Source organism: Erythrobacter mangrovi (assembly GCF_013260645.1).
Classification (GTDB): Bacteria; Pseudomonadota; Alphaproteobacteria; order Sphingomonadales; family Sphingomonadaceae; genus Qipengyuania; species Qipengyuania mangrovi.
The window spans coordinates 1,673,554-1,700,378 of record NZ_CP053921.1; the positions used below are offsets into that span (position 1 = coordinate 1,673,554).

26 protein-coding genes and 1 tRNA gene are annotated in these 26,825 nt (G+C 61.5%); 21 read left to right on the plus strand and 6 right to left on the minus strand.

What is annotated here, in order from left to right; all coding sequences use genetic code 11:
- Positions 1–86: 86 nt before the first annotated feature.
- From tkt to HQR01_RS08625, 5 genes are all read left to right on the plus strand, one after another.
- The gene (gene tkt, locus HQR01_RS08605; RefSeq protein ID WP_173214299.1) at positions 87–2,087 is read left to right on the plus strand and encodes a transketolase; all 2,001 of its coding nucleotides are present in this window, start codon (positions 87–89) and stop codon (positions 2,085–2,087) included.
- A 15-nt stretch (positions 2,088–2,102) separates the two neighbouring features.
- Positions 2,103–3,110 carry a type I glyceraldehyde-3-phosphate dehydrogenase gene (gene gap, locus HQR01_RS08610; RefSeq protein ID WP_173214305.1) on the plus strand — a complete coding sequence of 336 codons (1,008 nt, stop codon included), beginning with the start codon at positions 2,103–2,105 and terminating at the stop codon, positions 3,108–3,110.
- A 10-nt stretch (positions 3,111–3,120) separates the two neighbouring features.
- The gene (locus tag HQR01_RS08615; RefSeq protein ID WP_173214307.1) at positions 3,121–4,320 is read left to right on the plus strand and encodes a phosphoglycerate kinase; all 1,200 of its coding nucleotides are present in this window, start codon (positions 3,121–3,123) and stop codon (positions 4,318–4,320) included.
- The gene (locus HQR01_RS08620; RefSeq protein WP_173214309.1) at positions 4,317–4,772 is read left to right on the plus strand and encodes a PaaI family thioesterase; all 456 of its coding nucleotides are present in this window, start codon (positions 4,317–4,319) and stop codon (positions 4,770–4,772) included. Before HQR01_RS08615 ends, HQR01_RS08620 begins: the two co-directional genes overlap by 4 nt.
- 97 nt (positions 4,773–4,869) lie before the next feature.
- A complete protein-coding gene (locus tag HQR01_RS08625; protein WP_173214310.1) occupies positions 4,870–5,757 on the plus strand; it encodes a fructose bisphosphate aldolase in 888 nt (295 codons plus the stop codon).
- Positions 5,758–5,759: 2 nt separating this feature from the next.
- Here the strand turns inward: HQR01_RS08625 and HQR01_RS08630 are convergent, their stop codons facing one another.
- Positions 5,760–6,182 carry a hypothetical protein gene (locus tag HQR01_RS08630; protein ID WP_173214312.1) on the minus strand — a complete coding sequence of 141 codons (423 nt, stop codon included), beginning with the start codon at positions 6,180–6,182 and terminating at the stop codon, positions 5,760–5,762.
- A 78-nt stretch (positions 6,183–6,260) separates the two neighbouring features.
- On the opposite strand from HQR01_RS08630, the gene thiE reads away from it, so the two are divergent.
- Positions 6,261–6,884 carry a thiamine phosphate synthase gene (gene thiE / locus HQR01_RS08635; protein ID WP_173214314.1) on the plus strand — a complete coding sequence of 208 codons (624 nt, stop codon included), beginning with the start codon at positions 6,261–6,263 and terminating at the stop codon, positions 6,882–6,884.
- A gap of 3 nt (positions 6,885–6,887) precedes the next feature.
- On the opposite strand, the gene HQR01_RS08640 is transcribed toward thiE, so the two are convergent.
- Positions 6,888–7,256 (minus strand): elongation factor P, encoded by a 369-nt coding sequence (locus HQR01_RS08640; protein ID WP_234030094.1) that lies wholly within the window; start codon positions 7,254–7,256, stop codon positions 6,888–6,890.
- 150 nt (positions 7,257–7,406) lie between these two features.
- Between HQR01_RS08640 and efp the strand changes: the two genes are divergently transcribed.
- The 7 genes from efp to HQR01_RS08675 all read left to right on the plus strand — a co-directional run bounded on the left by efp (position 7,407) and on the right by HQR01_RS08675 (position 13,255).
- On the plus strand, positions 7,407–7,970 hold the full coding sequence (gene efp / locus HQR01_RS08645) for an elongation factor P (protein ID WP_173214316.1): 564 nt from the start codon (positions 7,407–7,409) through the stop codon (positions 7,968–7,970).
- A 4-nt stretch (positions 7,971–7,974) separates the two neighbouring features.
- Positions 7,975–8,325, plus strand: a complete 351-nt coding sequence (locus tag HQR01_RS08650) for a hypothetical protein (RefSeq protein WP_173214318.1) — start codon at positions 7,975–7,977, stop codon at positions 8,323–8,325.
- Between the two features lie 10 nt (positions 8,326–8,335).
- Positions 8,336–9,157, plus strand: coding sequence for an inositol monophosphatase family protein (locus tag HQR01_RS08655; RefSeq protein WP_173214319.1), 822 nt, complete (start codon positions 8,336–8,338; stop codon positions 9,155–9,157).
- A 35-nt stretch (positions 9,158–9,192) separates the two neighbouring features.
- A tRNA-Leu gene (locus HQR01_RS08660) sits at positions 9,193–9,277 on the plus strand.
- An 80-nt stretch (positions 9,278–9,357) separates the two neighbouring features.
- Positions 9,358–9,951: a hypothetical protein gene (locus tag HQR01_RS08665; RefSeq protein ID WP_173214321.1), complete on the plus strand. Its 594-nt coding sequence runs from the start codon at positions 9,358–9,360 to the stop codon at positions 9,949–9,951.
- Positions 9,952–10,005: 54 nt separating this feature from the next.
- Positions 10,006–11,805, plus strand: coding sequence for an SLC13 family permease (locus HQR01_RS08670; protein ID WP_173214323.1), 1,800 nt, complete (start codon positions 10,006–10,008; stop codon positions 11,803–11,805).
- 121 nt (positions 11,806–11,926) lie between these two features.
- Positions 11,927–13,255, plus strand: a complete 1,329-nt coding sequence (locus HQR01_RS08675; protein WP_173214325.1) for a M20 metallopeptidase family protein — start codon at positions 11,927–11,929, stop codon at positions 13,253–13,255.
- 89 nt (positions 13,256–13,344) lie between these two features.
- Here HQR01_RS08675 and HQR01_RS08680 read toward each other — a convergent pair whose 3' ends face one another.
- Entirely contained in the window at positions 13,345–13,524 is a 180-nt protein-coding gene (locus HQR01_RS08680) for a hypothetical protein (RefSeq protein ID WP_173214327.1), read from the minus strand.
- Between the two features lie 20 nt (positions 13,525–13,544).
- On the minus strand, positions 13,545–15,143 hold the full coding sequence (locus HQR01_RS08685; RefSeq protein WP_173214329.1) for an isocitrate lyase: 1,599 nt from the start codon (positions 15,141–15,143) through the stop codon (positions 13,545–13,547).
- Positions 15,144–15,292: 149 nt separating this feature from the next.
- Between HQR01_RS08685 and HQR01_RS08690 the strand changes: the two genes are divergently transcribed.
- The 8 genes from HQR01_RS08690 (at position 15,293) to HQR01_RS08725 (ending at position 24,824) form a co-directional block, all read left to right on the plus strand.
- The gene (locus HQR01_RS08690; RefSeq protein WP_173214331.1) at positions 15,293–16,675 is read left to right on the plus strand and encodes a helix-turn-helix domain-containing protein; all 1,383 of its coding nucleotides are present in this window, start codon (positions 15,293–15,295) and stop codon (positions 16,673–16,675) included.
- Positions 16,676–16,756: 81 nt separating this feature from the next.
- Positions 16,757–17,050 (plus strand): hypothetical protein, encoded by a 294-nt coding sequence (locus HQR01_RS08695; protein ID WP_173214333.1) that lies wholly within the window; start codon positions 16,757–16,759, stop codon positions 17,048–17,050.
- A gap of 134 nt (positions 17,051–17,184) precedes the next feature.
- A complete protein-coding gene (locus tag HQR01_RS08700) occupies positions 17,185–18,570 on the plus strand; it encodes a TIGR03013 family XrtA/PEP-CTERM system glycosyltransferase (protein ID WP_173214341.1) in 1,386 nt (461 codons plus the stop codon).
- Between the two features lie 26 nt (positions 18,571–18,596).
- Positions 18,597–20,678 carry an XrtA/PEP-CTERM system histidine kinase PrsK gene (gene prsK / locus HQR01_RS08705; protein ID WP_234030095.1) on the plus strand — a complete coding sequence of 694 codons (2,082 nt, stop codon included), beginning with the start codon at positions 18,597–18,599 and terminating at the stop codon, positions 20,676–20,678.
- Positions 20,678–22,045 (plus strand): PEP-CTERM-box response regulator transcription factor, encoded by a 1,368-nt coding sequence (gene prsR / locus HQR01_RS08710; RefSeq protein ID WP_173214350.1) that lies wholly within the window; start codon positions 20,678–20,680, stop codon positions 22,043–22,045. Before prsK ends, prsR begins: the two co-directional genes overlap by 1 nt.
- Positions 22,029–22,661, plus strand: coding sequence for a tetratricopeptide repeat protein (locus HQR01_RS08715; protein WP_267905489.1), 633 nt, complete (start codon positions 22,029–22,031; stop codon positions 22,659–22,661). Before prsR ends, HQR01_RS08715 begins: the two co-directional genes overlap by 17 nt.
- 15 nt (positions 22,662–22,676) lie before the next feature.
- Positions 22,677–23,783: a tetratricopeptide repeat protein gene (locus HQR01_RS08720; RefSeq protein WP_173214354.1), complete on the plus strand. Its 1,107-nt coding sequence runs from the start codon at positions 22,677–22,679 to the stop codon at positions 23,781–23,783.
- Positions 23,784–24,824, plus strand: coding sequence for a bile acid:sodium symporter family protein (locus HQR01_RS08725; RefSeq protein WP_234030096.1), 1,041 nt, complete (start codon positions 23,784–23,786; stop codon positions 24,822–24,824). It abuts the gene before it with no gap.
- Here the strand turns inward: HQR01_RS08725 and HQR01_RS08730 are convergent.
- Entirely contained in the window at positions 24,757–25,824 is a 1,068-nt protein-coding gene (locus tag HQR01_RS08730; protein WP_234030097.1) for a DUF475 domain-containing protein, read from the minus strand. The genes HQR01_RS08725 and HQR01_RS08730 overlap by 68 nt on opposite strands.
- A 7-nt stretch (positions 25,825–25,831) precedes the next feature.
- Positions 25,832–26,704, minus strand: coding sequence for a 3-methyl-2-oxobutanoate hydroxymethyltransferase (panB, locus tag HQR01_RS08735; protein ID WP_173214358.1), 873 nt, complete (start codon positions 26,702–26,704; stop codon positions 25,832–25,834).
- Between the last annotated feature and the right edge of the window lie 121 nt (positions 26,705–26,825).

A 26,825-nucleotide genomic window follows, 5' to 3' on the forward strand; every position in this document is an offset into this window, starting at 1 on the left:
GGGCCCGCGCGTACCTTGACCTGTCGCTTCCCCTCCGCAATGGCGGGCCCGCGTCGAATCGGCCCCTATTCCCGGAGAGCAAAAGAATGAGCCTTCCCACCGCACGCATGGCCCGGATGGCCAATGCCATCAGGGCGCTTTCGATGGATGCGGTGCAGGCGGCGAATTCGGGCCATCCAGGCATGCCGATGGGCATGGCCGATGTCGCCACTGTGCTGTGGACCGAATATCTCAAGCACGATCCGAAGGCCCCGGGCTGGGCCGACCGCGATCGCTTCGTGCTCTCCGCCGGCCACGGCTCGATGCTGATCTACAGCCTGCTCAACCTATCGGGCTACGCGCGCCCGACGATGGATGACATCCGCAATTTCCGGCAGCTTGGCAGCTCCTGTGCCGGCCATCCGGAGAATTTCCTTCTCGAAGGCGTCGAATGCACCACCGGACCCCTCGGCCAGGGCCTGGCCATGGCAGTGGGCATGGCGATAGCGGAGCGGCACCTCAACGCCGTTTTCGGCGATGAGTTGGTCGACCACCGTACCTGGGTGGTCGCTGGTGACGGTTGCCTGATGGAAGGCATCAACCACGAGGCGATCGGCCTGGCGGGGCATCTCAAGCTCGGCCGCATGAACGTGTTGTGGGACGACAATCGCATTACCATCGACGGTGACACAGACCTGTCGACCAGCGAAGATATCAAGGCCCGCTACGAAGCGACCGGATGGCATGTCACGAGCTGCGACGGGCATGATTTCGACGACATTCGCCGCGCGCTGGATGAAGCGCAGGCTGACCCGCGTCCCTCGCTGGTGGCTTGCCGCACTGTGATTGGCAAGGGCGCGCCCAACAAGCAGGGCGGCCACAATGTCCATGGTGCGCCGCTTGGTGCCGAAGAAGTGGCCGCGGCCCGCGAATATCTGGGCTGGGACGCCGCGCCTTTCGAAGTGCCCGGAGATATCCTGGCCGATTGGCACGCTTCTGCAGGGCGCGGGCATGCGGCACATGCGGAATGGCAAGCGCGCCTTGCCTCCGATGCAGATCGGCGCGCGAAGTTCGAGAGCCACATGGCTGGCATCGACAACCGCGCCAGCCCGGCGCTCGAAGCATACGTCCGCGATCTTGCTGCCAACCCCAAGACCGTCGCCACGCGCAAGGCTTCCGAAATGGCGCTGGGCCCGCTGACCGAGGCGCTGCCGCAGATGATTGGTGGCTCGGCAGACCTTACCGGCTCGAACAACACCAAAACCGCGGCAACCGGACCTTTCAGTGCGGACGACTACGGCGGGCGCTACGTCTATTACGGCATCCGCGAATTCGGCATGGCCGCCGCGATGAACGGCATGGCGCTGCACGGTGGCGTTGCGCCCTATGGCGGCACTTTCCTGATCTTCAGCGACTATTGCCGCAATGCCATCCGACTTTCGGCACTGCAGCAGGTCAACGTTACCTACGTCCTTACGCATGACAGCATCGGGCTGGGCGAAGACGGACCGACGCACCAGCCGATCGAGCAGATCATGAGCATGCGCCTGATCCCCAACCTCAATGTCTATCGTCCCTGCGACACGATCGAGACCGCTGAGTGCTGGGCGCTGGCGCTGGAGAATCCGAAGACCCCTGCGGTCCTGGCGCTGAGCCGTCAGAACCTGCCGCAGCTGCGGGGCGAGGGCGACGCGGCATGGAGCGCAGCCACCAATCGTTCGGCCAAGGGCGCCTATCGCCTCAAAGCCGCAACCGCACCGCGCAAGGTCGTTCTGGTTGCAACTGGCTCGGAAGTCGCGGTCGCAATGGACTGCGCAGCACAGCTTGAGGAACAGGGTGTGGGTACCGACGTGGTCTCGATGCCGTGCATGGAACTGTTTACCGCGCAGGACGCGGCTTATCGTGCAGACGTATTACCCGCCAATGCGCTGAAGGTTTCTATAGAAGCAGGTGTGACCCATGGGTGGGAGCGATTCATCGGCGAAGACGGCATTGCGATCGGTATCGATCGGTTCGGCGCTTCTGCCCCGGCCGAGGAACTGTTTGCAAAATTCGGTATCACTGCGGAGGCAATCGTCCCGCAAATCTTGAACAAATTGAACGGATAAGCAGGAGCTTCTTTCATGGCGACCAAGGTTGCAATCAACGGTTTCGGACGTATCGGCCGGCTTGTGGCGCGCGCAATCCTCGAGCGCACCGATCACAACCTCGAGCTGGTGAGCATCAATGATCTTGCCGATACGAAGTCGAACGCACTTCTGTTCGGTTTCGACAGCACCCATGGTCGCTTCCCGGGCACGGTTGAAGTCGATGGCGACGATCTGGTCGTCAACGGCAAGCATATCCGCGTTACGGCGGAGCGTGACCCCGGCAAGCTGCCGCACGGCGAGACGGGCGTCGACATCGTCCTCGAATGCACCGGCTTCTTCCAGTCCGACGAGGCGGCGCGCCCGCATCTCGCGGCAGGCGCCAAGCGCGTCGTCATCTCGGCCCCGGCTACCGGCGTGTCCAAGACCATCGTGTTCGGGGTCAACCACGACACGCTGACCGCCGACGACGACATCATCTCGAACGCGAGCTGCACCACCAACTGCCTTGCCCCGGTCGCCAAGGTTCTCAACGACCTTGTCGGGATCGAGCGTGGTTTCATGACCACGATCCACAGCTACACCAACGACCAGCGTATGCTCGACCAGATCCACAAGGACCTGCGTCGTGCGCGTGGCGGGGCGCAGAACATGATCCCGACGACTACCGGCGCGGCTCGGGCAGTTGGCCTGGTCCTGCCCGAGCTCAAGGGCAAGCTAGACGGATCGTCGGTCCGCGTGCCGACGCCGAACGTCAGCCTCGTCGACCTGACCTTCGTCCCGGGTCGCGATACCACCGCCGAAGAGCTGAACGCCGCTCTGAAAGCTGCGTCGGAAGGTGCGATGAAGGGTGTGCTGGCTTATACGGACCAGCCGCTCGTCAGCAGCGACTTCAACCACCAGCCGGCCAGCTCGACTATCGACAGCCTGGAAACCTCGGTGCTCGAAGGGAAGCTTGCCCGTGTGGTCAGCTGGTATGACAATGAATGGGGCTTCTCGAACCGCATGATCGACACCACGGGCGTGGTGGCCGGCCTGCTCTAAGGATCGACTGATGGCCGGCTTCAAGACTCTCGACGACCTTGGCGATATCAGAGGTAAGGTCGCGCTGGTACGCGTCGACCTCAACCTGCCGATGAACGAAGGGCGCGCCAGCGACGTGACACGCGTCGAGGCGGCGAAGCCGACCATCCTAGAACTTTCCGACAAGGGGGCGAAGGTCCTCCTGCTTGCGCATTTCGGGCGGCCCAAGGGTGCGCGACATTCGACCATGAGCACCAGCATGGTGCAGGGCGATGTCGAACGCGTGCTGGACAAGGAAATCATGTTCATCCCCGAGGTCACGGGCCCGGTGGTTGAACAGGCGGTCGGGATCCTGCGTGCTGGCGATATCGGCCTGCTCGACAATGTCCGCTTCTGGCCAGGTGAGGAAGCCAACGACGCTGAGTTCGCCAAGGGTGTTGCGGCAATCGGGGACTTCTACGTCAACGATGCCTTTTCCGCGGCGCACCGCGCACATGCGACGACCGAGGGAATCACTCACTTCCTGCCGTCCTACGCCGGGCGCGCGATGGAGGCCGAACTGCGCGCGCTCGACGCGGCGCTGGGCGATCCCGAAACCCCGGTTGCGGCGGTTGTCGGTGGGGCGAAAGTCTCGACCAAGCTCGATGTGCTGCACAATCTGGTGGGCAAGGTCCAGCACCTGATCATCGGCGGCGGCATGGCCAACACCTTCCTGGCCGCCAAGGGCGTCGATGTGGGCAAGTCGCTGTGCGAGCATGATCTGACCGCGACGGCCAGCCGCATCATGGATGAAGCTGATCACGCCGGCTGCACTGTCCATTTGCCCTATGACGTCGTTGTGGCGAAGGAATTCGCCGCCAACCCGCCGTCGCTGCGTACCAGCAACGTTCATGAGGTCGCTGCGGACGAGATGATCCTCGACATCGGGCCACTGGCAGTCGAGGCGCTGGGCGACGTTCTCAAGACGTGCCGCACGCTGGTCTGGAACGGCCCGTTGGGGGCTTTCGAGATAGAACCCTTCGATGCTGCGACGGTGGCGCTGGCACGCACTGCCGCAGCCCTGACCCAGGAAGGTTCGCTGACCTCGGTTGCGGGAGGTGGCGATACAGTCGCGGCACTGGCTCACGCCGGAGTGAAAGACGACTTCACCTTCGTTTCGACTGCCGGTGGTGCCTTCCTCGAATGGATGGAAGGCAAGACTCTCCCGGGTGTTGCGGCTTTGCTCTCATGAGTGAGAATGAAGCTGTTGGTTCGACCGGACGCCTGAAGCCGATCACCGAAGGTGAATGGGCGGGGTGGTCGACATGGATCGGCGACGCGTTTGAGCAGCGGGCTGGGCCATTCTATGAACGGCGCGAGGCGGACGGCAGCAACATCGCCGCGTTTCGCGCCGAAGAACGGCACATGAACGGCGCGGGTTTCATGCATGGCGGTTGCCTGATGACCTTTGCCGACAGCGCACTGTTCACTATCGCTACCGATGCGCTGGCCGGCGGGCATGGTGTGACCATGCACCTTGCAGGCGATTTCCTCGATCCGGCGCGCGTCGGCCAGTTTATCGAGGCGCGCGGCGAGGTCGTGCGCGCGGGCGGCAAGACGCTCTATGTGGTCGGCATGGTGCGTGCCGACGGGGCGCCAGTCCTTAGTTTCAACGGAATCATCCGCAAGGTGCGCCGGGACTAAATCCGGCCTAGGCAAAAGTCTGCGGGCCCTGTTGCGAGTGCGAAGGCGCTTGGGTAAGGGGCCGCGCATACGAATGCACGGACACGGGGATTCTTTGATGACTTTCGACGAAATGAAGGCGCGGGTTGCTGAAGGACAGGGCTTCATTGCGGCGCTCGACCAGTCGGGCGGCTCGACCCCCAAGGCGCTGAAGGGCTATGGCATCGAAGACGGCGCCTGGACCACCGAAGAAGAAATGTTCGGCCTGATCCACGCCATGCGCCAGCGGATCATCGAAAGCCCCTGCTTCGGCAACGGCAAGGTCATTGGCGCGATCCTGTTCGAAAAGACCATGGACGGGGAAAGCGGCGGTAAGCCGGTTCCGCATCGTCTGGCCGAACGCGGCATCGTTCCCTTCCTCAAGGTCGACAAGGGTCTCGAGGACGAGCGTGACGGTGCACAGTTGATGAAGCCCAACCCCGGCCTTGAAGCCATGTGCAATCGTGCACGCGAACTCGGTGTATTCGGCACCAAGATGCGTTCGGTGATAAAGTCGGCTAACCCTCGCGGGATCAAGGAGGTTGTCGCCCAGCAGTTCGCTGAGGGTGCGCGTATCCTATCCTGTGGTCTCGTGCCGATCCTCGAGCCCGAATACGACATCAATGCAGCCGATCGCGCGGAAGGTGAGAAGATCATGCTCACCGCGATCGAGGAAGGCCTCGATGCGCTGCCCGAAGGCCAGCAGGTCATGCTCAAGCTCTCGATCCCCAGGGAGGCTGGCCTCTACACGGGACTGACCAGCCATCCCAAGGTGCTGCGTGTTGTTGCGCTTTCGGGCGGTTATTCGACCGGTGAAGCCTGCGCCGAACTGGCGAAGAACCCCGGCATGATCGCGAGCTTCAGTCGCGGCCTGCTGCAGGATTTGCGCCACCAACAGAGCGACACCGAGTTCGACGGCACGCTTTCGACGGCGATCGATCAGATCCACGCCGCCAGCGTTGCCTGAACTCAGTTGCGGGCGACGCTCTGGCCCGCTTCGTAGGTGAAGCGGTATTCCGAAGGTTCCACCTCTCGGTCGGTCGTCTTGTTCGGTTCGCCCGATACGAGGCGAACGACGCGGCCATGCGTGCCATAGCTCTCGCCCAAGGTAATGTTTGCCGTGTCGCGCCAACCGGCACCGTCGATGCGGGTCTCGACGATTAGCCGCCCGGCCCACACGCAGCGGGCGTTAATCGGGCAGCGGCTGTCTTCGATGACCTTCATCGGGGTGGCCACGACGTCACCCACCATGACGGGGACCCGCAGTGCCACGGCAGTACCTTCGGGCATGGGCGTGCCCTCTACGATGGGTGCATCGGGTACGATGACACATGCGGTAAGCGGTATGGTGGCGATGGCGAGCCCGATGGCTGCGAAGCGGGACTGGGTCATGTCGCCAGATAGCGCCCGCACGCCTTGCGGCAATCTGAATGTCGACGAATGGCTCCAGTGGGGATACGAAGCGCGCCAATGACCGATTGCCAACTTTATCTCATCTCACCGCTCGATGTTTCGGGCGATTTTCCGCACCGGCTTGAACGCGCGCTCGACGCCGGACCTGGGCTCGTCACTGCCTTCCAGTTCCGCGTGAAGGGCGTGGACCAGCACGAGGCCGCGCGACTGGCCGAGCCGCTGCAGGCGATATGCGCGGCGCGCGACGTAGCCTTTATCGTCAACGATTCGATCGCGCTCGCGAAGCGCATCGGTGCCGATGGCGTTCATTTGGGGCAAGGCGATGGCGATCCGAAGGACGCGCGGGCGCAGCTTGGGCGCGAGGCGCAGATCGGTGTCACTTGCCATGCTTCGAAACATCTCGCGATGGAAGCGGGCGAAGCAGGGGCCGACTATGTCGCCTTTGGGGCCTTCTTTCCCTCGACGACCAAGGAAACCGAACACCGGCCCGAACTCGAGATACTCGAATGGTGGTCCAAGGTGTTCGAGATTCCCTGTGTGGCAATCGGTGGCATCACCCCTGAAAACTGTGCGCCGCTGGTCGAGGCAGGGGCGGATTTCCTCGCCGTGTCCGGTGCGGTCTGGGGCGGCGACGAGGTTGCGGCGATCGCCGCCTTTGCCGAGGCTATACGCGCAGCATAGCGATCATTCGCTCAAAGGACCCGTGCGATGGCACCGCAAGCGCGACAGTTTGCCGCCCTTGTCGACTTCCTGCAGCAGTCCCGAACTGAGCTTAAGCAGCATCATCCCCTTTAGCGGGCCCCGGGTGAAGGTGACCTGTTTGCCTTCGAGGAGGTAGGTGCCGGCCCCGCGTTCGGTGCGATAGCTTGAGCCCCCGGTGATAGCGAAGGCCTTGCCTTCCTGTTCGATCCAGGCGGTGCCCGTCGCATCGCCGGGAAGCGCACAGACATAGTGACCCTGGTCGAGCAGGCCAATACGCCCCTGGGCGCCCAGCGGCGTGTTGGCTAGTCCCGCCGCAAGGGCGAGCGCAATGAGTGATTTCAGTGTCTTCATCGATTCCGTCCGACGGTGGATATAGCAATCATTCGCTGGAATTTCCACTCGCCTTGCCGCGGGCCGTAGTCTCGGCTAAGGCGCGCCGCGCATCACGCTGCCCGTTTCGCAAGGGCGGCACGCTCTTTTACAAGTCGAAGGTAGCTTCCCATGAAGATCAGCGGCGTGGACATTCGTCCGGGCAACATTCTCGAATATGAAGGCGGCATCTGGAAGGTCGCCAAGATCCAGCACACGCAGCCGGGCAAGGGCGGCGCCTATATGCAGGTCGAGATGAAGAACCTGCAGGACGGTCGCAAGACCAACGTCCGCTTCCGCAGTGCCGACACGGTCGAGCGCGTGCGCCTCGATACCAAGGAATTCCAGTTCCTTTACGAAGACGGTGACATGCTGGTCTTCATGGACAATGATACCTACGAACAGATCACCCTGCCGAGCGACCTGCTCGGTGACGCGCGCCCGTTCCTGCAGGATGGCATGCAGGTGACGCTCGAGCTTTGGGAAGAGAAGCCTATCTCGGTCGAACTGCCCGCGCAGATCGAAGCGACGATCGTCGAAGCCGATGCGGTGGTAAAGGGGCAGACCGCCTCATCCAGCTACAAGCCGGCGATCCTCGACAATGGCGTGCGTATCATGGTGCCGCCGCATATCGAGAGCGGCACGCGTATCGTCGTCGACGTTTACGAACAGAGCTACGTAGGCAAGGCGAACTGATCCCATGGGCAAGTCCATCGCCAGCCGGTTCAAGAACATCGACATCGCCAAGAGCGTGCTCTTGAGCGTGGTGATCAACGATGACGAGCTCTCACTGGAAATGGACTTCTTCCTGGAGCCTGCGCACCCCGATTACGAGGAGCCAGGCGAAGGCGAAGATCACTGTTTCCATCCCGGCATGCTCAAGTTTGCCGGGATCTCCAAGCTGTCGCTCGAACGTGCCGTCGACGGTGCGGGAACCGGTCGTCGATTCGCAATCCACTCGTTCAATATCGAGGGTACCCGGTTCGACATGGACTGCGAATGGGGCGCCATCCACCTTCAGGCGCGCTCGATCCGCGTGCTGACCGAATAAGAGAGTTTTCATGGCAGCTGTCTCCGGACTGATCCGCGTGATGGAAAAGGCCGCTCGCAAGGCGGGAGGGCGCCTGCGGCGCGACTTCGGCGAAGTCGAGCACCTGCAGGTAAGCCGCAAAGGTCCGGCCGACTTCGTTTCGAAGGCGGACCAGGTGGCCGAGCGAACCATCTACGACGAACTTCTTACCGCCCGTCCGGATTGGGGATTCGTGCTGGAAGAAGCAGGCACGATCGAAGGTGATCCGAGCAAGCCACGCTGGATTATCGATCCGCTCGATGGGACCAGCAACTTCCTGCACGGCATTCCGCACTTTGCGGTGTCGATCGCCGCTCAGGAACCCAAACTGGACGGCTCGGGCTGGGGCGATGTGGTCGCGGGGGTGATCTACAACCCGATCACTGACGAAACCTTCTGGGCCGAGAAGACGCGTGGTGCGTGGTTGCACGATGGTCGCTTGCGCGTTTCCGCGCGCAGCCGCCTGCCTGAGGCGCTCGTGGCGACCGGCATCCCGTTCCAGGGTCATGGCGATTTCGGCGAGTGGACCAGGATCTTTGCGGCAATTGGGCCGCAGGTGGCGGGAATTCGCCGAAATGGAGCGGCCTCGCTCGACCTCGCGTGGCTGGCTGCGGGCCGGTACGACGGCTTCTGGGAAAGCGGTCTCAATGACTGGGATACGGCTGCCGGATGCCTGATCGTGCGCGAAGCCGGCGGATTCGTGTCCGACTTCCGCGGTCGGTCCGCTCCGATTCATTCGGGGCAAGTGCTCGCTGCAAACGATGCCCTGCATTCAAAGCTGCATAAATTGCTCGCAAGTGCCTTGAAGGCGTGAGCCGGCGCGGCTAACTCCCGCGCTCCTGACGCAGTGCCCCTGTGGCGGAATTGGTAGACGCGCTCGACTCAAAATCGAGTTTCTTACGAAGTGCCGGTTCGAGTCCGGCCAGGGGTACCAACATTAGATGCGGGTAGTGTAACCTTCTGCAAAGACGGTCGAACTAGCTTCGATAGCACGTCTTTTGAGGGGGATCCTGAATGCTTGAAACTACCCGTGGCGCGATGCGCGCCCTTGCCATCCTGCTGCTCGTCACCGTAGCGACGCAGATCTTTTATATCACCGTCGTCTCGGCGGCGGGGGACGAAACTCCGCTGCGCCCTGCTACGTGGCTGGTCGAGCTGTTTGCCTTTGTCGGCATCGCAGTTTCGGGGATCACACTTGCTGTCCGCGATTCCCAGCGTGCGCACCTGTGGTCGTTGGTCGCCCTGTCCGGTCTCTTCAACATGCTGCAGATTGCCATGGGCCTGTCGATGTTCGGCCCCGCTTCCGAAGCGAGTGAGACGGTACCGAACCTTTTCGCCACCATTCTTGGCGGTGCGTTCTTCTTCTACTTCCTCGCGAAGCTGCTGCTAGGCCTGGCTGCACTCGCCATTGGCGGGACCGCGGTACGCGGTGGCGCGGGCCTGGCGCGCATTTTTGGTGGGCTTGCTGCACTCGCTGGCGGCGCGACTGTCGTCATCGGCTTCCTGGCGATGCTCGACCGGGATGGTTGGATGTTCCCTGCCGGGGCCGCCGGAACAGCAGTGGCAGCGCTGTTTGCACTGACCTTGCTGACTGCCAAGGATAGCTAGGAATATTGCCAAGGCCCTTGTCATTCGCGCTGAGGTTTGAAATCCCCTGCGCGAATGATCGGGCTTCCTTCCTATCACGCCATCGCCGCTATCGCGGTTACGATTGGCATGTTCGTCGCCTTTGCCCGCGGTCGGATGCCGGTGGAGATCGTTTCCCTGCTGACCATCGCGGTCATTGCGGTCGGACTGTATTTCTTTCCTCTACCGGATACCCAGCCGACCGACGGGCTGGTGCTCGCCTTCTCGGGCTTCGGTCACTACGCTCTCATCACCATCTGTGCCCTGATGATCATGGGGCGCGGACTGGTGGTGACTGGTGCGCTGGAGCCCGCAGCACGATTTCTTGAGCGGGTCTTCAAGATCAATGGGCAGCTGGGCTTGCTCGTCTCATTGGTCGTTGCGATGCTTCTTTCGATGGGCGTCAACGACACGCCTGTGATGGTGCTGTTGTTGCCGATCTTCGTGCAGCTCGCGGCACGCGGCGGGATGGCTGCCTCCAAGACGCTGATCCCTTTGAATGCCGCGATCCTGATCGGCGGCATGGCAACGACGATCGGTACGTCTACCAACATCCTCGTGGCCTCGATCGCGGTCGATCTGGGCATGCGCGAGATGGGGGTGTTCGATTTCACCCCGATCGTCCTCGTCACGGCAATGTTCGCACTACCCTATCTGTGGCTCGTCATGCCCCGGATGCTGGGCGATAACCGCGTCGAGAACACCACGCAGCTCAGGCGTTTCGAAACCCGCCTTCGCATTACCGAGAATTCGATCCTCAATGGCCGCGAATTGTCGGAAGTGATCAAAAGGCTTCCTGCCGGCGTGACCTTCAGTGACGTGCCGCTTGGCCTGATCCGTCCGAACCAGCGCCTGCGCATGTCCGGAACGCACGAAGCGATCGAGGAAGCCGCGCGCATCCTGCGTGGCGATACCGCACCAAGTTGGGTGCTCGACCGGATCAAGCGCCGCTCCGAAGAGAGCGGGATCGATATCGCAGTCGTCGAAATGACTGTGACCGCGGATTCGCGCCTTTTGGGGAGATCGCTGCCGAGTTCGGGGATCGCCGACCTCTACGGCGTCGCCGTGATTGGCACGCACCGGCCTGAGCGACTGGTCGGCGAGAAAGAGCAATTTAGCGAGGGCGGCGACCTCAAGATCGCTGAAGGCGATGTGCTCCTGGTGATGGGCTTGCCCGATGACCTCCAACAGTTCGCCAGCGCCGACAGCCTGCTGACGCTTGAGGGCATGCGCGAACTGCCACGCCGATCCAAGGCGGTCCTCACCGGGGTGATCATGCTCGGATCGATTGCCCCGGCATCATTGGGTCTCGTGCCGATCGCTATCTCAGCGCTTGCTGGCGCCATCGTGATGTTCGTTACCGGTTGCGTGAAATTCGATCGCGTGGGTCGTGCACTCTCGGGCAAGGTGATCGTGCTGGTCGCAGCCAGCATCGCGCTGGGCAAGCTTGTCCTGGACAGCGGTGCGGCCGACTGGATCGGTACGGTAATGGCCATGGGGCTGGCGTATCTCTCACCAGCGGCTGCGCTGGCGGCTGTGATGCTCTCCGTCACCTTCCTCACCAACTTTGCGTCGAACGCGACTGCGGCGACGGTCGGCACTCCGATCGCATTCGCTATTGCCAACAGATTGGGCCTTCCGCCGGAGCCGATGGTGCTGGCCGTGCTGTTCGGCTGCAACCTATGTTACGCTACGCCCATCGCTTACCAGACTAATATGCTGATCATGTCCGAGGGTTCGTACGAATTCAGGGATTACATCCGCACGGGCGTGCCGCTGGTGCTGCTGATGGTGACCGTCCTATCCGCCACGCTGGTTGTTACCTACGGCTTGTAGGGCTTTCCTACCGTGGCGGCGTCTGCAAGGTAGGTGGGTGCGGTTGCTGCGTGGAGACCGGCACAGAAACACTGCATGGACCGTGTTCCATGTGTTCCATCGCCTGGGGAGATCCGAGGGAATGTCCAAATCGAGCCTGATCGCCATCGCTGCCTATGCCGCGGCCACTGCTGCGCCAGCGCAAGCAGACGACCTGCGCGAAGCGATTGCCGCAGACATGCCGGCGATGATGGAAATCTACCGGGATCTGCACCAGCATCCCGAGCTTAGCTTCCAGGAAGTCCGAAGCGCAAAGATCATGGCAGATGCGGCGCGTGCGGCAGGCTTCACCATCACCGAAGGTGTGGGCCGAACCGGTATCGTGGCGGTTCTCGAGAACGGACCTGGGCCGACCGTGATGATCCGCGCCGACATGGACGCGTTGCCGGTGGTCGAACAGACCGGCCTGCCTTTCGCGAGCACCCAGCGGGGTATTCCGCCCTCGGGCGGCGAGACAGGGATCATGCACGCCTGCGGTCACGATACGCACATGACCGCATGGATTGCCACGGCGCGGCAAATGGCGGCACGCAAGGATGAGTGGTCGGGCAGCCTGGTGATGATCGGGCAGCCAGCCGAAGAGACGGGCGAGGGTGCCAAGGCCATGCTCGACGACGGGCTCTACACCCGCTTTCCCAAGCCTGACTATGCACTGGCCTTCCACGACATGTCGGGGGTTCCTGCAGGCAAGATCACCTATGCCAGCGGCCCTGCCATGGCCAATGTCGACAGCGTCGACATCATCGTGAAAGGTGTTGGTGGGCACGGCGCCGCGCCGCATACCACCAAGGACCCGATCGTGCTGGCGAGCGCGATCGTGATGCGCCTGCAGACGCTGGTCAGCCGTGAGAACAACCCGATCGAGCCCGCCGTGGTGACGGTAGGCAGCTTTCATGCCGGTTCGCGCTACAACATCATCTCCGATAACGCGCACCTCCAACTTACCGTACGCAGTTTCACTGACGAACAGCGCGCGCGGCTGATCGAAGGCATCAAGCGTATTGTCGCGGGTGAGGCCATTGCATCCGGGATTTCCGCCGAATTGATGCCGGAGGTCAGCTTTGGTGAGGGTTTCACGCCCTCGCTGATCAATGAACCGGGCTTTACCGCTCAGGTCGTCGGACCATTGGTCGAGCGTTTCGGCCCGGACCGCGTCGAAAGCGCGCCGCCGATCATGCCGGGGGAAGACTTTGCGCGTTATCGCCGGGCAGATCCAGAGCACGTCCAATCGGTGATGTTGTGGGTTGGCGGAGAGCGGCCCGAGGTGATCGCCGAGGCGGCACGGACGGGCAAGACGCTACCCTCGTTGCACTCGCCATTCTGGGCGCCTGACGCAGAGAAGGTCATCGCGACTGGGGCAGAGGCCCTGAGCAGCGCCGCGATGCGCCTGATGCCTAAATCGGGCGGGTAGATGTTTGTCTAAAAAGTGCCGGCCGCCGGAGCGTTGGGGACACTCCGACGGCCGTATTCTCCTCCCCAGGAGAACTCTTTGATGCTGCGTTATTCCGAAGGCACGTAGGTGCCGAGGCGGTGGTGCAGCGCGTTGATCCTTGCCAGTTCCTCGCGGTCCTCGGTCTGGCGCGCATAGGCGGTCAGTGCGGTGCGAAGCAGGCGGAAATCCGCAGTGGAGAACAGCGCACGGGCACGTCCTGGCTCGGTCTTCGGAGTGTCGTCTGTCATGGTCGTCATCCTCTCTACCTTTATGCCGCGGCGAACTGGTTCATGGTGTTGTCCTTGCCGCCGGCCTTGAGGGCCGCTTCGCCGGCAAAGTATTCCTTGTGGTCGTCGCCGATGTCCGACCCGGCCATGTTCTGGTGTTTCACGCAGGCGATACCCTGGCGGATCTCCTGGCGCTGGACGTTCTTGACGTAGCCGAGCATCGCCTGCTCGCCGAAGTACTCCTTGGCGAGATTGTCGGTGCTGAGCGCCGCCGTGTGGTAGGTCGGCAGGGTAATGAGGTGGTGGAAGATACCAGCCCGCTGGGCGGCGTCGCGCTGGAACGTACGGATCTTCTCGTCGGCTTCGGCGGCAAGATCAGTGCCGTCGTAGTCAACGCTCATCAGCTTGGCTCGGTCGTACGCCGAAACATCCTTTCCTGCTTCAGCCCAGATATCATAAACTTGCTGGCGGAAGTTGAGGGTCCAGTTGAAGCTGGGCGAATTGTTGTAGACCAGCTTCGCGTTCGGGATGACCTCACGGATCCGATCGACCATGCCGGCGATCTGTTCGATGTGCGGCTTTTCGGTCTCGATCCACAGCAGGTCCGCGCCGTTCTGGAGCGAAGTGATGCAGTCGAGCACGCAGCGATCCTCGCCGGTTCCGGGGCGGAACTGATAGAGGTTGCTGGGCAGGCGCTTGGGAGCCAGCAGCTTGCCGTCGCGGCTGATGAAGACCTGACCGTTGGTGATGTTGGCCGGATCGGCTTCGTCGCAGTCGAGGAAGCTGTTGTACTGGTCGCCCAGGTCGCCCGGTTGGGTCGAGAAGGCGATCTGCTTGGTCAGGCCCGCGCCGAGCGAGTCGGTGCGCGCCACGATGATGCCGTCATCAACGCCGAGCTCGAGGAAGGCATAGCGGATCGCGCGGATCTTCTGGAGGAAATCCTCGTGCGGAACGGTAACCTTGCCGTCCTGGTGGCCGCACTGCTTCTCGTCCGACACTTGGTTCTCGATCTGGAGGGCGCAGGCCCCGGCCTCGATCATCTTCTTGGCGAGCAGGTAGGTTGCTTCGGCATTGCCGAAACCAGCGTCGATGTCGGCAATGATCGGCACGACGTGCGTTTCATGCTCGTCGATTTGACGCAGCAGGCGGTGCGTGTTGACTGCATCGCCTGCAGCCTTGGCAGCGTCGAGCTCCCGGAACAGGCCACCCAGCTCGCGGGCGTCCGCCTGCTTGAGGAAGGTGTAGAGTTCGCCGATCAGCGCCGGGACGCTGGTCTTCTCGTGCATCGACTGGTCGGGCAGGGGCCCGAATTCGCTGCGCAGCGCGGCAACCATCCAGCCTGAGAGGTAGAGGTACCGACGCTTGGTGCTGCCGAAATGCTTCTTGATGCTGATCAGCTTCTGCTGGGCGATGAAGCCGTGCCACGTGCCGAGCGACTGAGTGTAGTTCGCCGGGTCGGCATCATAAGCCGCCATGTCCTCGCGCATGATCTTCGCGGTATACTTGGCGATATCGAGTCCCGTGCGGAAGCGGTTCTGTACAACCATGCGCGCAGCGCTTTCGGCATCGATGGCGCCCCAGGGCGCACCGTTGGCGGTGATGGTCTCGTTCAGTTCCTTGATCCGGGCCGAGTAGGTCACGGGTTTGCTCCTTGGTAAGTTCAGGCGTGATCGCCTCGCCACCCAAGTGCTATTGTCAGGCCGCGAAGGATAGCGAAATTTACAAACTTTCTTGTCTAATTGGCGGGTATTGGGCTAATTACCCTGTAAATCTGTGAAGAAAGTTACACATGGCTGAAGAAGCTCTCTTTGCCGGACCCGCGATCCGTCGCCTGCGTAAACGTGAGGGCCTGACCCAGGCGGCCATCGCCGCTCGCCTCGAAATATCGCCCAGCTACCTCAACTTGATCGAGCGTAATCAGCGCCCGATCAGCGCTCGCGTCGTCATGCGCCTTGTCGAACAGTTCGACTTCGACCCGCGCACCTTGCGCGAGGATGAGGCGATCGGTGGGGTGGAAGGCTTAGTGCGCAGATTCGCCGATGAGCGTTTCGCCGATCTCGGTATCGACAGAGAGGAAATGCAGGAGCTGCTGAGCGCCGCACCGCAGGCCGCCGCGGCCTTCGCGCGACTTTACGACAATGCTGCGCCAGCCAGCCTTGCGGCTGACGATCCCTTCGCTGCTTCGCGCCGAGAGATTGAGCGCTGGCGCAACCATTTCGCCGATCTCGATGTCGCTGCGGAAGAGCTGGCTGACGAGATGCGCCTGTCACGCGGCGACATGGGTCTGGCGCTCGTCGACCGCCTGCGGGAACGCCACCAGCTTTCGGTCCGCATCCTGCCGCAGGAGGTCATGCCCGATAGCTTGCGGCGGCTCGATCTCCATGCGCGACAAGTCCAGTTGTCGGAAATGCTCAGCGCTGCCTCGCGAAATTTCCAGTTGGCCCTGCTGATCGCGCAGTTGGAGCAGCGCGACCAGATCGACGCGATCGCCAAGGGTGCGAGGTTCGAGGACGAGGCGGCGCGTGGCTTCTTCACCCGCCACCTGATGGGATATTTCGCCGGAGCGCTGATCATGCCCTACGGTCGCTTCCTGCGTGCCTGCGAGGCGACCGGATATGACCTGCCTGTCCTCTTGCGACGCTTCGGGGTCAGTTTCGAGCAGCTCGCCCACCGGCTGACCACGCTGCAGCGCGTCGGGCAGCGCGGGCTGCCCTTCTTCATGGTTCGGGTTGATCGGGCGGGCCAGTTCTCAAAGACCTTCGTTGGCGCCAGCACTGCGCGTTTCGTCAATTCCGACGTCAGCTGCCCACTGTGGCATGTCCACCGAGCTTTCGAGCGCGCGGGTGAGTTGCAGGTGCAATTCGTCTCGCTCGATGTCGCTGGGGAACGGGAAGGGGGGTGGCTGACTATGGCGCGCACTGTCGAGGGACGGGGCGAGCCGGGCGAAACGCAGTTCGTCGTCGCCATTGGGGTGGAGGCGGTGCTGGCCGGCGAGCTTGCTCAGGCCCGGGGTATTTCGCTTCGCTCCGATGATGCACAACCGATCGGGCCTGGCTGCGCAAATTGCCATCGCGTGCGTTGCAGCCAACGGTCTTTGCCGCCACGCGGCCGTAAGCTTCATTTCGACACGATCCGCCGTGGCGTCACCCCTTTCGAACTGGCGTCAAGCTGATTAGCAGCCGCGTGTTCCTCGGAACCAGCCGCATGAGACATGCGTTTCTTCGGCCATTACCCATCGCGAGGAGCGATCGACATGACTGAAGAACGTATTACCGAAACAACCTCGCCTTCGGGCGACACCCACACCACCCACACCGTGGTCACCGATGGAAAGAGCGGTTCCGGCGGATCGAGTTGGGGCATCCTGCTCGTAATCCTAGCCGTCGCTGCGCTGGGCGTGGTGATCTTCACCCAGATGAACAGTTCCGAGATTGCCAAGGATGATGCGATGGCCGAGGCAGCCAACCAGGTTGGCAACGCAGCCGAGCAAGTCGGCGATGCCGCCCAGAATGCTGGAGAAGCGGTCGAAGGCGCAGTCGCTCAGTAACAAAAGAAAAGCATTTGGAGGGCGGTGGGCGCAGGCCTGCCGCCCCTTCTTATGCTTAGTGTAAAATTTACCGACGGTTCACACCCATGTGGTAGTCAAGATATCCGACACCAGCAATTCATGGGCCGGACCGAATGATCCGACTGTTTAAGCACTACATTCCCTACAACGTGGTGCTTCTGTGCCTCGTGGATCTGATGCTTCTGCTGGCGTCGGGAGAACTGGCTTGGCGCCTAAGGATCGGACAGATCGGTACGAGTGTCGGCGCTTTGTCCGACCGCTTGTTCGGAATCTCGGGCTTTGCGCTGGTCGTATGGCTCGGCATGATCGCGGTTGGGACCTATGGACCCGAGGCGCTGCGTTCCCTGCGGTTCGCTACTGCTCGATTGCTGGTTGCTGTAAGCCTTGGTGTATTGGCGATCTCCTTCATCGATTTCGTCTTTCCGGGGGCGGCGTTTTGGCGCTCTGTCCTGCTCTATGCGATGATCATCGCCGTCCTGGCGTTGATCGCCAATCGCATGTTGGCCGGTCGGATGCTGGGGCTCGAGGCATTCCGTCGGCGAGTGCTGGTGCTGGGAGCGGGTCGACGAACAGAACGATTGCGCCAGTTGGCTGCGCGGGGAGGCAGCGGGTTCACCACCGTAGCCTTCATCGATATGGGTGATGGCGCCCGCGTGATCGATGAAGCAGTTCCGCGAGAATCCATTCCAGACTTGGGGCAATATGTCGAACGCCTGGCTGCAAGCGAAGTCGTGTTGGCATTGCAGGAGCGGCGCAACTCACTGCCGCTCAAGGACCTGCTCAACGTCAAAACCAAGGGCGTTTACGTCAACGATTTCAGCAGTTTCATTGAACGTGAGACTGGTCGGGTCGATCTTGATACGCTCAATCCGAGTTGGCTGATCTTTTCTGATGGTTTTTCTGCCGGCCGTCGCCTGTCGAGTATAGGCAAGCGTATATTCGACATCCTCGTCAGTCTCCTGATCCTGGTGGTCGGTTTGCCGATGATCGCCATCTTCGCTGCTGCGGTGAAGTTGGAGAGCAGGGGACAGGCATTCTTCCGCCAGACCCGAGTGGGTTTGTACGGTCAGAGTTTCGACCTCCCAAAGCTACGTTCGATGCGGATCGATGCCGAAGCCGATGGCGCCAAGTGGGCAGAAGAGGATGATCCTCGCACCACCCGTGTCGGGCGGATTATCCGCAAGGTGCGGATCGATGAACTGCCGCAGGTGTGGAGTGTCCTGAAAGGAGAAATGAGCTTTGTCGGACCGCGACCCGAAGTTCCGCGCTTCGTCTCCGACCTCGAACGCGAACTGCCGTACTACGCAGAGCGTCACGTGGTGAAGCCTGGTATTACGGGGTGGACGCAGATCAACTACCCCTATGGCGCTAGCATCGAGGATGCGCGGCACAAACTTGAGTATGATCTCTATTACGCCAAGAATTATACGCCGTTCCTCGACCTGCTGATACTGTTGCAGACCGCGCGGGTCATTCTATGGCCTGAGGGAGCACGGTAATGGGCTTGAGCGTGTCACTCGCCTACTTGGCCTATACAGCAGGCGCAATTGTCTGTGCGATCGCCGCCTTTTGGATTGCGAGCCGAGGGGACGAAAGCCGTTCCGATCGCACGCCTGCGATCATTGCGCTGGCCTTGACTGCCAACTGGTGCTTCGCGGCAGCAAGCTTCCAGCCGGGTCGCCCGATCGTCGAGCTGACGGAGATTGCCCGCAACCTGGCCTGGCTCTTCGTACTGTTTCGGTTGTTCGCTAACGACGGGCGCGATGAGACACTGCGCTTGGTGCGCCCTACAGTACTCGCATTATGCTTCGTAGAAGCACTGCATTTTCTGCTGCTTTTGATCGATATGAGCAATCCGATGACGACGGAGGTTTCGACTCTCGTCTTTGAAACCGCGACGCTTTTCCGGATCATGGTCGCCGTTGGTGCATTGGTGTTGGTTCACAATCTCTATGTCGGCGCAGCAACGCCGTCACGGCGATTGTTGAGGTGGAATGCAGCGGCCCTAACGGGGCTCTGGGCCTTCGATCTCAATTTCTACACCATTGCCTATATTCTTGGCTCTCCGTCTCCCGAACTGACTGCATTGCGTGGGCTGGCTGCCGGAATGCTGGCGATTCCCTTCACCATGGGCTTCAATCGCGCGGCAGCCGGTCTGGAGTTCAGGCCCTCCCGTGCGGTGACCTTCCGTTCGCTCTCTTTACTAGTCATTGGAGCCTACCTCCTGCTGATGATTGGGCTCGCCCGTTGGCTCGACCTGCTTTCCGGGGACCTTGCCCGTTTGGTGCAGGTAGGCCTGGTTATCGCGGCAGGGGCGCTCGCGCTGGTCTGGTTGCCGTCTGACCAACTGAGAGGTTGGCTTCGCGTTACGGCAATCAAGCATCTGTTCAAGCATCGATACGACTATCGCAATGAATGGATCCGATTCACGCAAACCATCGGACGAACCGGGTTCGACGAATCCAGTCTGTCTGAGCGTACCATCAAGGCCTTGGCAGACATTACCGATAGTCCGGCGGGGCTCTTGCTGATGCCCGATGAAGATGGTGCATTCCAGCTTGCCGCCAACTGGCGCTGGCAAGGACTGGAAGTCCCGGCACCGGCAGCGCCTGGCACGCTGGCAGCGGTTCTCGAAAGAACTGAATTAATCGTCGACGTCGACGAAGTGCGCAGCGGCATCGATCACTATGGCGAACGCGGCTTTGTGCCTGAATGGCTCAAAGAAGAAAGCCGGGCCTGGGCGGTGGTACCGCTCCTTCACTTCGATCGAATCGTCGGGCTTGGCGTGCTGTCCCGCCCGCTTGTGGCGCGCAAGCTCGACTGGGAAGACTTCGATCTGCTCTCAGTCGTTGGCCGTCAGCTGGCCAGCTATCTTGCGGAACAGGCAGGGCAAGCAGCGCTTCTCGAGGCCGGCCGCTTTGACGAGTTCAACCGCCGCATGGCTTTCGTCATGCACGATATCAAGAATCTCTCCAGCCAGATGTCATTGCTGCTCCGCAATGCTGAAAAGCACGCTGACAAGCCCGAGTTTCGCAAGGACATGCTCGTGACGCTGCGCAACAGCGCGGACAAGCTTAACACATTGTTGGCGCGGCTTGCGCGTTATGGGCCGCGCGAGGGTACGGCCCGGCAGCCTGTTGACCTGGCCCTGGCGGCACGCGCAGTTGTCGAACGCTGTGGGCGAGCGCATCCGGTCAATATGGTGCGCGACGAGAGTGCAGTGGTGCTTTGCGATCCCGAGGCGCTGGAGCAAGCACTGGTCCACCTAGTCCAGAACGCCATCGATGCGAGCGACAGCAACAGCCCAGTGGCGATGGAAGTCTACTCAGATGGAATAAGCGGCAAGCTGCAGATCATCGACAATGGAAAGGGCATGAGCCCCCAATTCCTGCGCAGCGGCCTGTTCAAGCCATTCGTCTCATCGAAGGAGGGTGGGTTCGGTATTGGCGCATTCGAAGCGCGCGAAATGATCCGTAGCATGGGCGGACGATTGGACGTCGAATCCCGCGAAGGGATAGGTACCCGCTTCACCGTGACTATTCCGCTCCAGGCTGCCGATCGCCTCATTGGAAAGGCACCAGATACTCAGACTTGCGAGAATGTGTGATGGCTAACGATAAACCCAAGCTGCTGATTGTCGAAGACGACGAAGGACTACAGGCCCAGTTGAAGTGGGCCTACGACGATTTCGACGTCGTTATTGCAGGGACGCGCGAAGCTGCTCTCGCGGCATTGCGTGCAGAGACGCCCTCGGTGGTGACCCTTGACCTCGGCCTGCCGCCGGACCCCGATGGAACCAGCGAGGGGTTTGCGGTCCTCGAGGCGATCATGGCGATGAAGCCCGACACGAAAGTGATCGTGGCGTCGGGACATGGTGCACGCGAGAGTGCGCTCGATGCCATCGCGAAGGGTGCCTACGATTTTTACCAGAAGCCTGTCGACATCGACACGCTGGGCTTGATCGTCCAGCGCGCCTGGCGCCTGCACCAGATCGAGCGTGAGAACCGACGTCTGGCAGAGAAGGTCGGTGAAGATCGCACTGTGCTCGGCTCTATGGTTACCGCAGCGCCGGAGATGGCCAAGGTGGCGCGAACGATTGAGCGCGTGGCGCCTACGGGGGCCTCAGTCATGTTGCTCGGTGCGAGCGGGACGGGCAAAGAACTGCTCGCGCGCGGACTTCACGAAGCAAGCGACCGAGGGAAGGGTGCCTTCATTGCGATCAACTGCGCCGCGATTCCCGAGAGTCTTCTCGAGAGCGAACTGTTCGGCCACGAACGCGGTGCGTTTACCGGTGCGGTCAAGACGACCGAAGGCAAGATCGAGCTTGCAGATGGTGGTACGCTGTTCCTCGATGAGGTCGGCGACATCCCGCTTGCCCTTCAGGTCAAACTGCTGCGGTTCCTGCAGGAACGCACTATCGAGCGCATCGGCGGACGCACGCTGATTTCCGTGAACACACGGATCGTCTGCGCCACGCACCAGGATTTGGAGGCAATGATTGCGGAGGGAACTTTCCGCGAGGATTTGTACTACCGCCTGGCCGAGATAGTTGTGAAGGTACCGACCCTTGCGGAGCGGCCAGGTGATGCAATCCTGCTGGCGAAGCATTTCCTTGCGCGTTTCGCGGCCGAAATGAATCCTCAAGTCAAGGGCTTCGCGCCCGATGCGCTCGCCGCAATCGACAGCTGGGGCTGGCCCGGGAACGTCCGCGAACTGGAAAACCGCATCAAGCGCGCGGTTATCATGGCCGATGCGAAACTGGTCAGCGCCGAGGATCTCGATCTCGTCCAAATTGACGAAGAGGGTGCCGATCTCGCGCTAAACCTCAAGACCGCGCGCGAACAGGCCGATCGACGCATGATTCGCCAGGCACTCGCCCGTAGTGAAGGCAATATTTCGAACACTGCCAAGTTGCTCGGTATCAGCCGTCCGACGCTGTACGACCTCTTGAAGCAGTATGATCTTCAGGCGTGATCACTTCGCGTGCCTGCTTGCCGCGGCCTTGGCTCTCTCTTCGTGCGGAGATCAAGAACCCGAGCTGACGCCGCTTGATCGTGCTCGCGCTGCATTCGCAGCAGGTGATGCGATGGATGCGCAGATCCAGCTGGAGAAGCTGCTTTCCCAAGGTGTGGATCGCACCGAACTGGCGGCCTATTTGGGTGAGGCTGCCCTGGCCCAAGGTAATCTCGACCAAGCGCGCGACTGGCTCAGTGCCGGGGCCTTCTCGAAGGGAACGATGGCGCTTGGTTACCGCATGCTCGGTCGCCTCGCACTGGCGGAAGGCGATTTGGCGGAAGCGGGACGCGCGTTCGATCGCGCGTATACAATCGATCCCGACGATCCGGAACTGTGGGTCGATATCGGGCGTTTGCGATACCGAGGCGGGGAGCAATTCCAGGCGATCGAAGCTTCTGAAAGGGCGGTCGCGCTGGACCCGAAGAATGCCGCCGCATTGCAGTTTCGGGGCCAATTGGCGCGGGATGCGCAGGGCATGGCGGTAGGAGTTGCGTGGTTTTCGCACGTGCTCGCGCAACAACCGAACAACGTCGAGCTTCGAGTTGAGTATGCTGCAGCTCTGGGTGATGCGTGACGAGCGGAGGATGCCTTGGCGGTTTTGCGCGGTTCCGGTGGCGCTGCGCTTGGCAACTCGCGCGGACTGTTCGTTCAGGCGGTTATTGCGGCGCGCGGTGATGACATCCTGCTCGCGAGGCAATTGCTCGAGCGATCAGGCCTGGAGCGTACCGGCGTGCCCGCCGCGCTTATGCTGTCAGCGATTATCGATATCCGGGCAAAGAACTACGCCATCGCCGCGCAGACACTTGAGCGGCTCTACCAGCTTCAGCCAGACAACGGGCGGGTCGTCGATCTGCTTGCCTCTGCCTTGTCGTCCGGCGGCCGTGACCGCGAACTGATCCATCGGTTTGCTCGGCGTGCAGCGAGCGACATGGGGACGCCATACCTGCGTACCCTGGTGGGGCGCAGCTTCGAAGCGCTCGATGACCGGGTCAGTGCAGCACTTTACCTTGATATAGCTGCATTGGAGAAGGGTGCGCTTGTGGTTCTGCCTAGTTTCACTCCACCCGAGGCGCCTATGGCTGGCGGGGCAGGAGCTGGACTGGAAGCTCGCGCCACTGTGCGCCATGCGTTGGCTACAGGTCAGGTGGCTGTCGCCTTGGATCGTGCGCGAGGATATGTGCAGCGGAATCCAGGTTCCGGCGATGCCTATGGCATTCTTGGCGATGCTGAATTTGCAGTGGGGGACAAAGAGGCTGCGCGGGAAGCTTACCTCCATTCAGCCGCAGTGCGACACCCTTGGCCGCTGACCTTGCGTCTGGTGCGTAGCCAGCCGCATCAGATGGCCGCACGGGAGCTGCTCGAACGCTTTGTCCGCGATCATCCGACAAATGGGGAAGCGGCGGCCATGCTCGCAGACACCTATGCATCGGAGGCGCGGTGGAAGGAAGCCGCACTACTGCTCGACCATGCAATGCGACTGGGACAGGCGCGGGTTCCCAGGGTAGTGGCTGCTCGCAGCGTGGCTGCGACCAAGCTCGAAGATCACGAAGCTGCGCTCGGCTATGCGCTTGATGCTCATGCGCTCCAGCCGCTGAACCCGTTCGCTATTGGTGCATTGGTAGCTGCGCTTCCGGAAAGCGATGCTGCGACCCGCCGCGAATTGGAAATCAAGCTGCGCTCGCTTTCGAAGCGCTAGGTGCTCGACAAACCTATCGTCGCAGGCCACGGCCAGCAAATGGCTGCCAGGACTGTCCTTGCCGATCCGATGTTGCGCATGCTTGGCGCGGCCATAGTGCTAGCGGTACTGGTCCCTGCCTCGGGCGATATGCGTATCGTGGCACAGACGATCGCCAATGCAGCCATTTTCGTGCTGTTCCTGCTGAACGGACTGCGCATTGCGCGCCGCGATATCGCGGCCGGTATCGCCAACTGGCGTTTCCTCCTGCCGCTTGTACTCTGGGTGTTCGGGGCTATGGCATTGGCTGGGCTGGGCCTGTCGATGCTCGGGAATTCGTTCGTGCCGCCGCTTGTCGCGCTGGGCTTTCTCTACCTCGGGACCCTGCCATCGACGGTGCAGTCTGCTACGTCATATACCTCGCTCGCCAAGGGGACCGTGGCTCTATCGGTGGTAAGCGCCGCCTTGCTCAACATCATTGGAGTCTTCGTCAGCGTTCCCATTTTCATTGCCCTTGGCGGCAGTGGTGAGGGCGCAATTGGGAATGACGCGGTGATCAAGATTTTCGCGATCCTCGTCGTTCCTTTTGCGATCGGTCAGGCGTTGCAGGTGAGAGCGGCAGGTTTCACAGCCCGGAACAAACACCGTATTGTCTGGATCGATCGCTTCATCATTGCGACGGCTGTCTACGTCGCTTTCTCGGGTGCGGTCGGACAGGGCATCTGGAGCCGTGTGGATGTTGCCGGTTGGGTAGGGATACTGGCGCTGACCGTGACGTTTCTTGCGGTGGGCCATTGGGGGGCATGGCTGCTTGGTCGTGTGCTTGGTTTGTCACCCGGTGATCGCATCGCCTTCCTCTTTGCTGGGTCACAGAAGAGCGCGGCAGTCGGTGCGCCACTGGCCACAATCCTCTTTCCGCCGGGGGTTGCCGGCTTCATCGTGGTCCCGCTCTTGCTCTATCACCTGTTCCAGCTGGTGCTCGCTGCACCATTGGCTAACCGCCTAGCTCACTCGCCTCATCAGGATGCTGGCGATTATACAGAACCGACCAGGCAAGGCTGAGCCCGATCAGCACTGCCCCGATCAGGCCGGTGACGGTTTCAGAAATGTGGAACTTCGCGGACAGCAGCATGATCATGCCGAGTACGATTATGGCCCAGAAGGCACCGTGCTCCAGAAAGCGATAGGCTGCCAGCGTTCCCTTGCGGACTAGGTGGATCGTCATAGAACGCACGAACATCGCCCCGATCGACAGGCCGAGCGCAATCACGATCATGTTGTTCGAAAGGGCAAACGCCCCGATCACGCCATCGAAACTGAAGCTCGCGTCGAGGACATTGAGGTACAAGAATCCCCCAAGCCCGCTGCGCACCACCGCGCCTTGCAGCCTGTGCGCCTCCTCCTTCAGTTCCAGCAGGGCGTTGAGCCCTTCTACAGCGATGAATGTAACCAGGCCGAGGATGCCGGCGATCAGGAAGGTCAGTGCCTCCTCAGGTGGAAGCATCTCGGAGATGCCCCATAGCGCCAGCAAGAGCACTGCAATCTCCGCCGCTGGAAGTGCGGCGAACTTGCTCAATTGCTCCTCGATCCAGCGGATCCAGTGAATGTCTTTCTCGAGGTCGAAAAAGAACTTGAGCCCCACCATCGTAAGGAAGGCGCCACCGAAGCCCGCGATCCCGACATGCGCGCTCGACACTATGCGTTCGTACTCGTCAGGCCGGTTGAGGGAGAGGTTGATAGTCTCGATCGGTCCCAGCCCGGCCGCGATCGCAACGATGGCCAGGGGAAATACCACGCGCATGCCGAAGACCGCGAAGGCGATGCCCCAGGTCAGGAAGCGCCGTTGCCAGACCTCGTCCATTTCCTTGAGCACCGAGGCATTGACCACGGCATTGTCGAAGCTGAGCGAGATCTCGAGAACTGAAAGGACCAGGACAATCCAGAGCAGCGATGCGGTGCCCCCAATCGATCCGGTGCTCTCCCAGCCATACCATGCCGCAAGGCCAAGGCAGGCGAGCGTGAAGATTATGGCGAAGCCATAATAGCGGACAAGCGTAGCCACAATCGGTTCAGTCCTTGGGCTGGTAGGTCTGGTCGGGGCCGGGGAAGCTTCGATTGCGCACTTCCTCGGCATAGTTTGCCACAGTCGTGCCGATTATGCTCGCGATGTCTTCGTATTTTTTCACGAACCGGGGGACACGTTCGAACATGCCGAGCATGTCTTCGGTGACCAGTACCTGCCCATCGCACTGGGCCGAAGCACCAATGCCGATCGTCGGGCAGGATACCGACCGCGTGACCTCGATCGCGATAGGCTCGACGACCCCTTCAATCACAATGGCGAATGCTCCGGCGTCGTCGAGCGCTTTGGCATCGCCGACGATCGTCTCCGCTTCCGCGTCGGTGCGCCCGCGCGCGGCGTAACCTCCCAGCACGTTGACTGCCTGCGGGGTAAGGCCGACGTGTCCCATCACCGGAATGCCGCGCTGGTTGAGAAAAGCGACGGTCTCCGCCATCGGCGCTCCGCCTTCAAGCTTCACTGCAGCTGCACCGGTTTGCTTGACGAGGAACGACGCGCTTTCGAACGCCTGTTCCTTCGATGCCTCGTAGGACCCAAACGGCATGTCGACCACGACCACGGCATGATAGCTGCCGCGTACGACCGCTGCACCGTGGGCGGCCATCATTTCTAGAGTAACCGGCACCGTCGAAGGCAGGCCGTAGATAACTTGCCCGAGCGAATCCCCGACGAGCAGGATATCGCAATGTTGATCGAGCAGCTGCGCCTGCCGGGCGGTATAGGCGGTCAGCATGACCAATGGCTCGCCATTCATCCCGTCGGTCTTGCGCGTGCGGATCTTCGGCACGGTCAGGCGCTTCATCGGACGCGGCGTCGGATTGGCGCGTGAGGTCGTGGTTTCGAGCTGGAAGGTCGTTGACATGGCGTGTCTTCTAGACGTCACCTTTAAGGGGGGAAAGCCCGCAGTTTGCGCCTTGTAATGACTCGTGGTTCCGCTAGCTTCCGCCGTCATTCGGGATGCGCGGGGAGAGCTCGCGCCGCCA

What these genes read in the sequence shown, in the direction of transcription:
- tkt (WP_173214299.1), top strand. Translation starts at nt 87, where the DNA reads ATGAGCCTTCCCACCGCACGCATGGCCCGGATGGCCAATGCCATCAGG.
- gap (WP_173214305.1), top strand. Translation starts at nt 2,103, where the DNA reads ATGGCGACCAAGGTTGCAATCAACGGTTTCGGACGTATCGGCCGGCTT.
- HQR01_RS08615 (WP_173214307.1), top strand. Translation starts at nt 3,121, where the DNA reads ATGGCCGGCTTCAAGACTCTCGACGACCTTGGCGATATCAGAGGTAAG.
- HQR01_RS08620 (WP_173214309.1), top strand. Translation starts at nt 4,317, where the DNA reads ATGAGTGAGAATGAAGCTGTTGGTTCGACCGGACGCCTGAAGCCGATC.
- HQR01_RS08625 (WP_173214310.1), top strand. Translation starts at nt 4,870, where the DNA reads ATGACTTTCGACGAAATGAAGGCGCGGGTTGCTGAAGGACAGGGCTTC.
- HQR01_RS08630 (WP_173214312.1), bottom strand. Translation starts at nt 6,182, where the DNA reads ATGACCCAGTCCCGCTTCGCAGCCATCGGGCTCGCCATCGCCACCATA.
- thiE (WP_173214314.1), top strand. Translation starts at nt 6,261, where the DNA reads ATGACCGATTGCCAACTTTATCTCATCTCACCGCTCGATGTTTCGGGC.
- HQR01_RS08640 (WP_234030094.1), bottom strand. Translation starts at nt 7,256, where the DNA reads ATGAAGACACTGAAATCACTCATTGCGCTCGCCCTTGCGGCGGGACTA.
- efp (WP_173214316.1), top strand. Translation starts at nt 7,407, where the DNA reads ATGAAGATCAGCGGCGTGGACATTCGTCCGGGCAACATTCTCGAATAT.
- HQR01_RS08650 (WP_173214318.1), top strand. Translation starts at nt 7,975, where the DNA reads ATGGGCAAGTCCATCGCCAGCCGGTTCAAGAACATCGACATCGCCAAG.
- HQR01_RS08655 (WP_173214319.1), top strand. Translation starts at nt 8,336, where the DNA reads ATGGCAGCTGTCTCCGGACTGATCCGCGTGATGGAAAAGGCCGCTCGC.
- HQR01_RS08665 (WP_173214321.1), top strand. Translation starts at nt 9,358, where the DNA reads ATGCTTGAAACTACCCGTGGCGCGATGCGCGCCCTTGCCATCCTGCTG.
- HQR01_RS08670 (WP_173214323.1), top strand. Translation starts at nt 10,006, where the DNA reads ATGATCGGGCTTCCTTCCTATCACGCCATCGCCGCTATCGCGGTTACG.
- HQR01_RS08675 (WP_173214325.1), top strand. Translation starts at nt 11,927, where the DNA reads ATGTCCAAATCGAGCCTGATCGCCATCGCTGCCTATGCCGCGGCCACT.
- HQR01_RS08680 (WP_173214327.1), bottom strand. Translation starts at nt 13,524, where the DNA reads ATGACAGACGACACTCCGAAGACCGAGCCAGGACGTGCCCGTGCGCTG.
- HQR01_RS08690 (WP_173214331.1), top strand. Translation starts at nt 15,293, where the DNA reads ATGGCTGAAGAAGCTCTCTTTGCCGGACCCGCGATCCGTCGCCTGCGT.
- HQR01_RS08695 (WP_173214333.1), top strand. Translation starts at nt 16,757, where the DNA reads ATGACTGAAGAACGTATTACCGAAACAACCTCGCCTTCGGGCGACACC.
- HQR01_RS08700 (WP_173214341.1), top strand. Translation starts at nt 17,185, where the DNA reads ATGATCCGACTGTTTAAGCACTACATTCCCTACAACGTGGTGCTTCTG.
- prsR (WP_173214350.1), top strand. Translation starts at nt 20,678, where the DNA reads ATGGCTAACGATAAACCCAAGCTGCTGATTGTCGAAGACGACGAAGGA.
- HQR01_RS08715 (WP_267905489.1), top strand. Translation starts at nt 22,029, where the DNA reads ATGATCTTCAGGCGTGATCACTTCGCGTGCCTGCTTGCCGCGGCCTTG.
- panB (WP_173214358.1), bottom strand. Translation starts at nt 26,704, where the DNA reads ATGTCAACGACCTTCCAGCTCGAAACCACGACCTCACGCGCCAATCCG.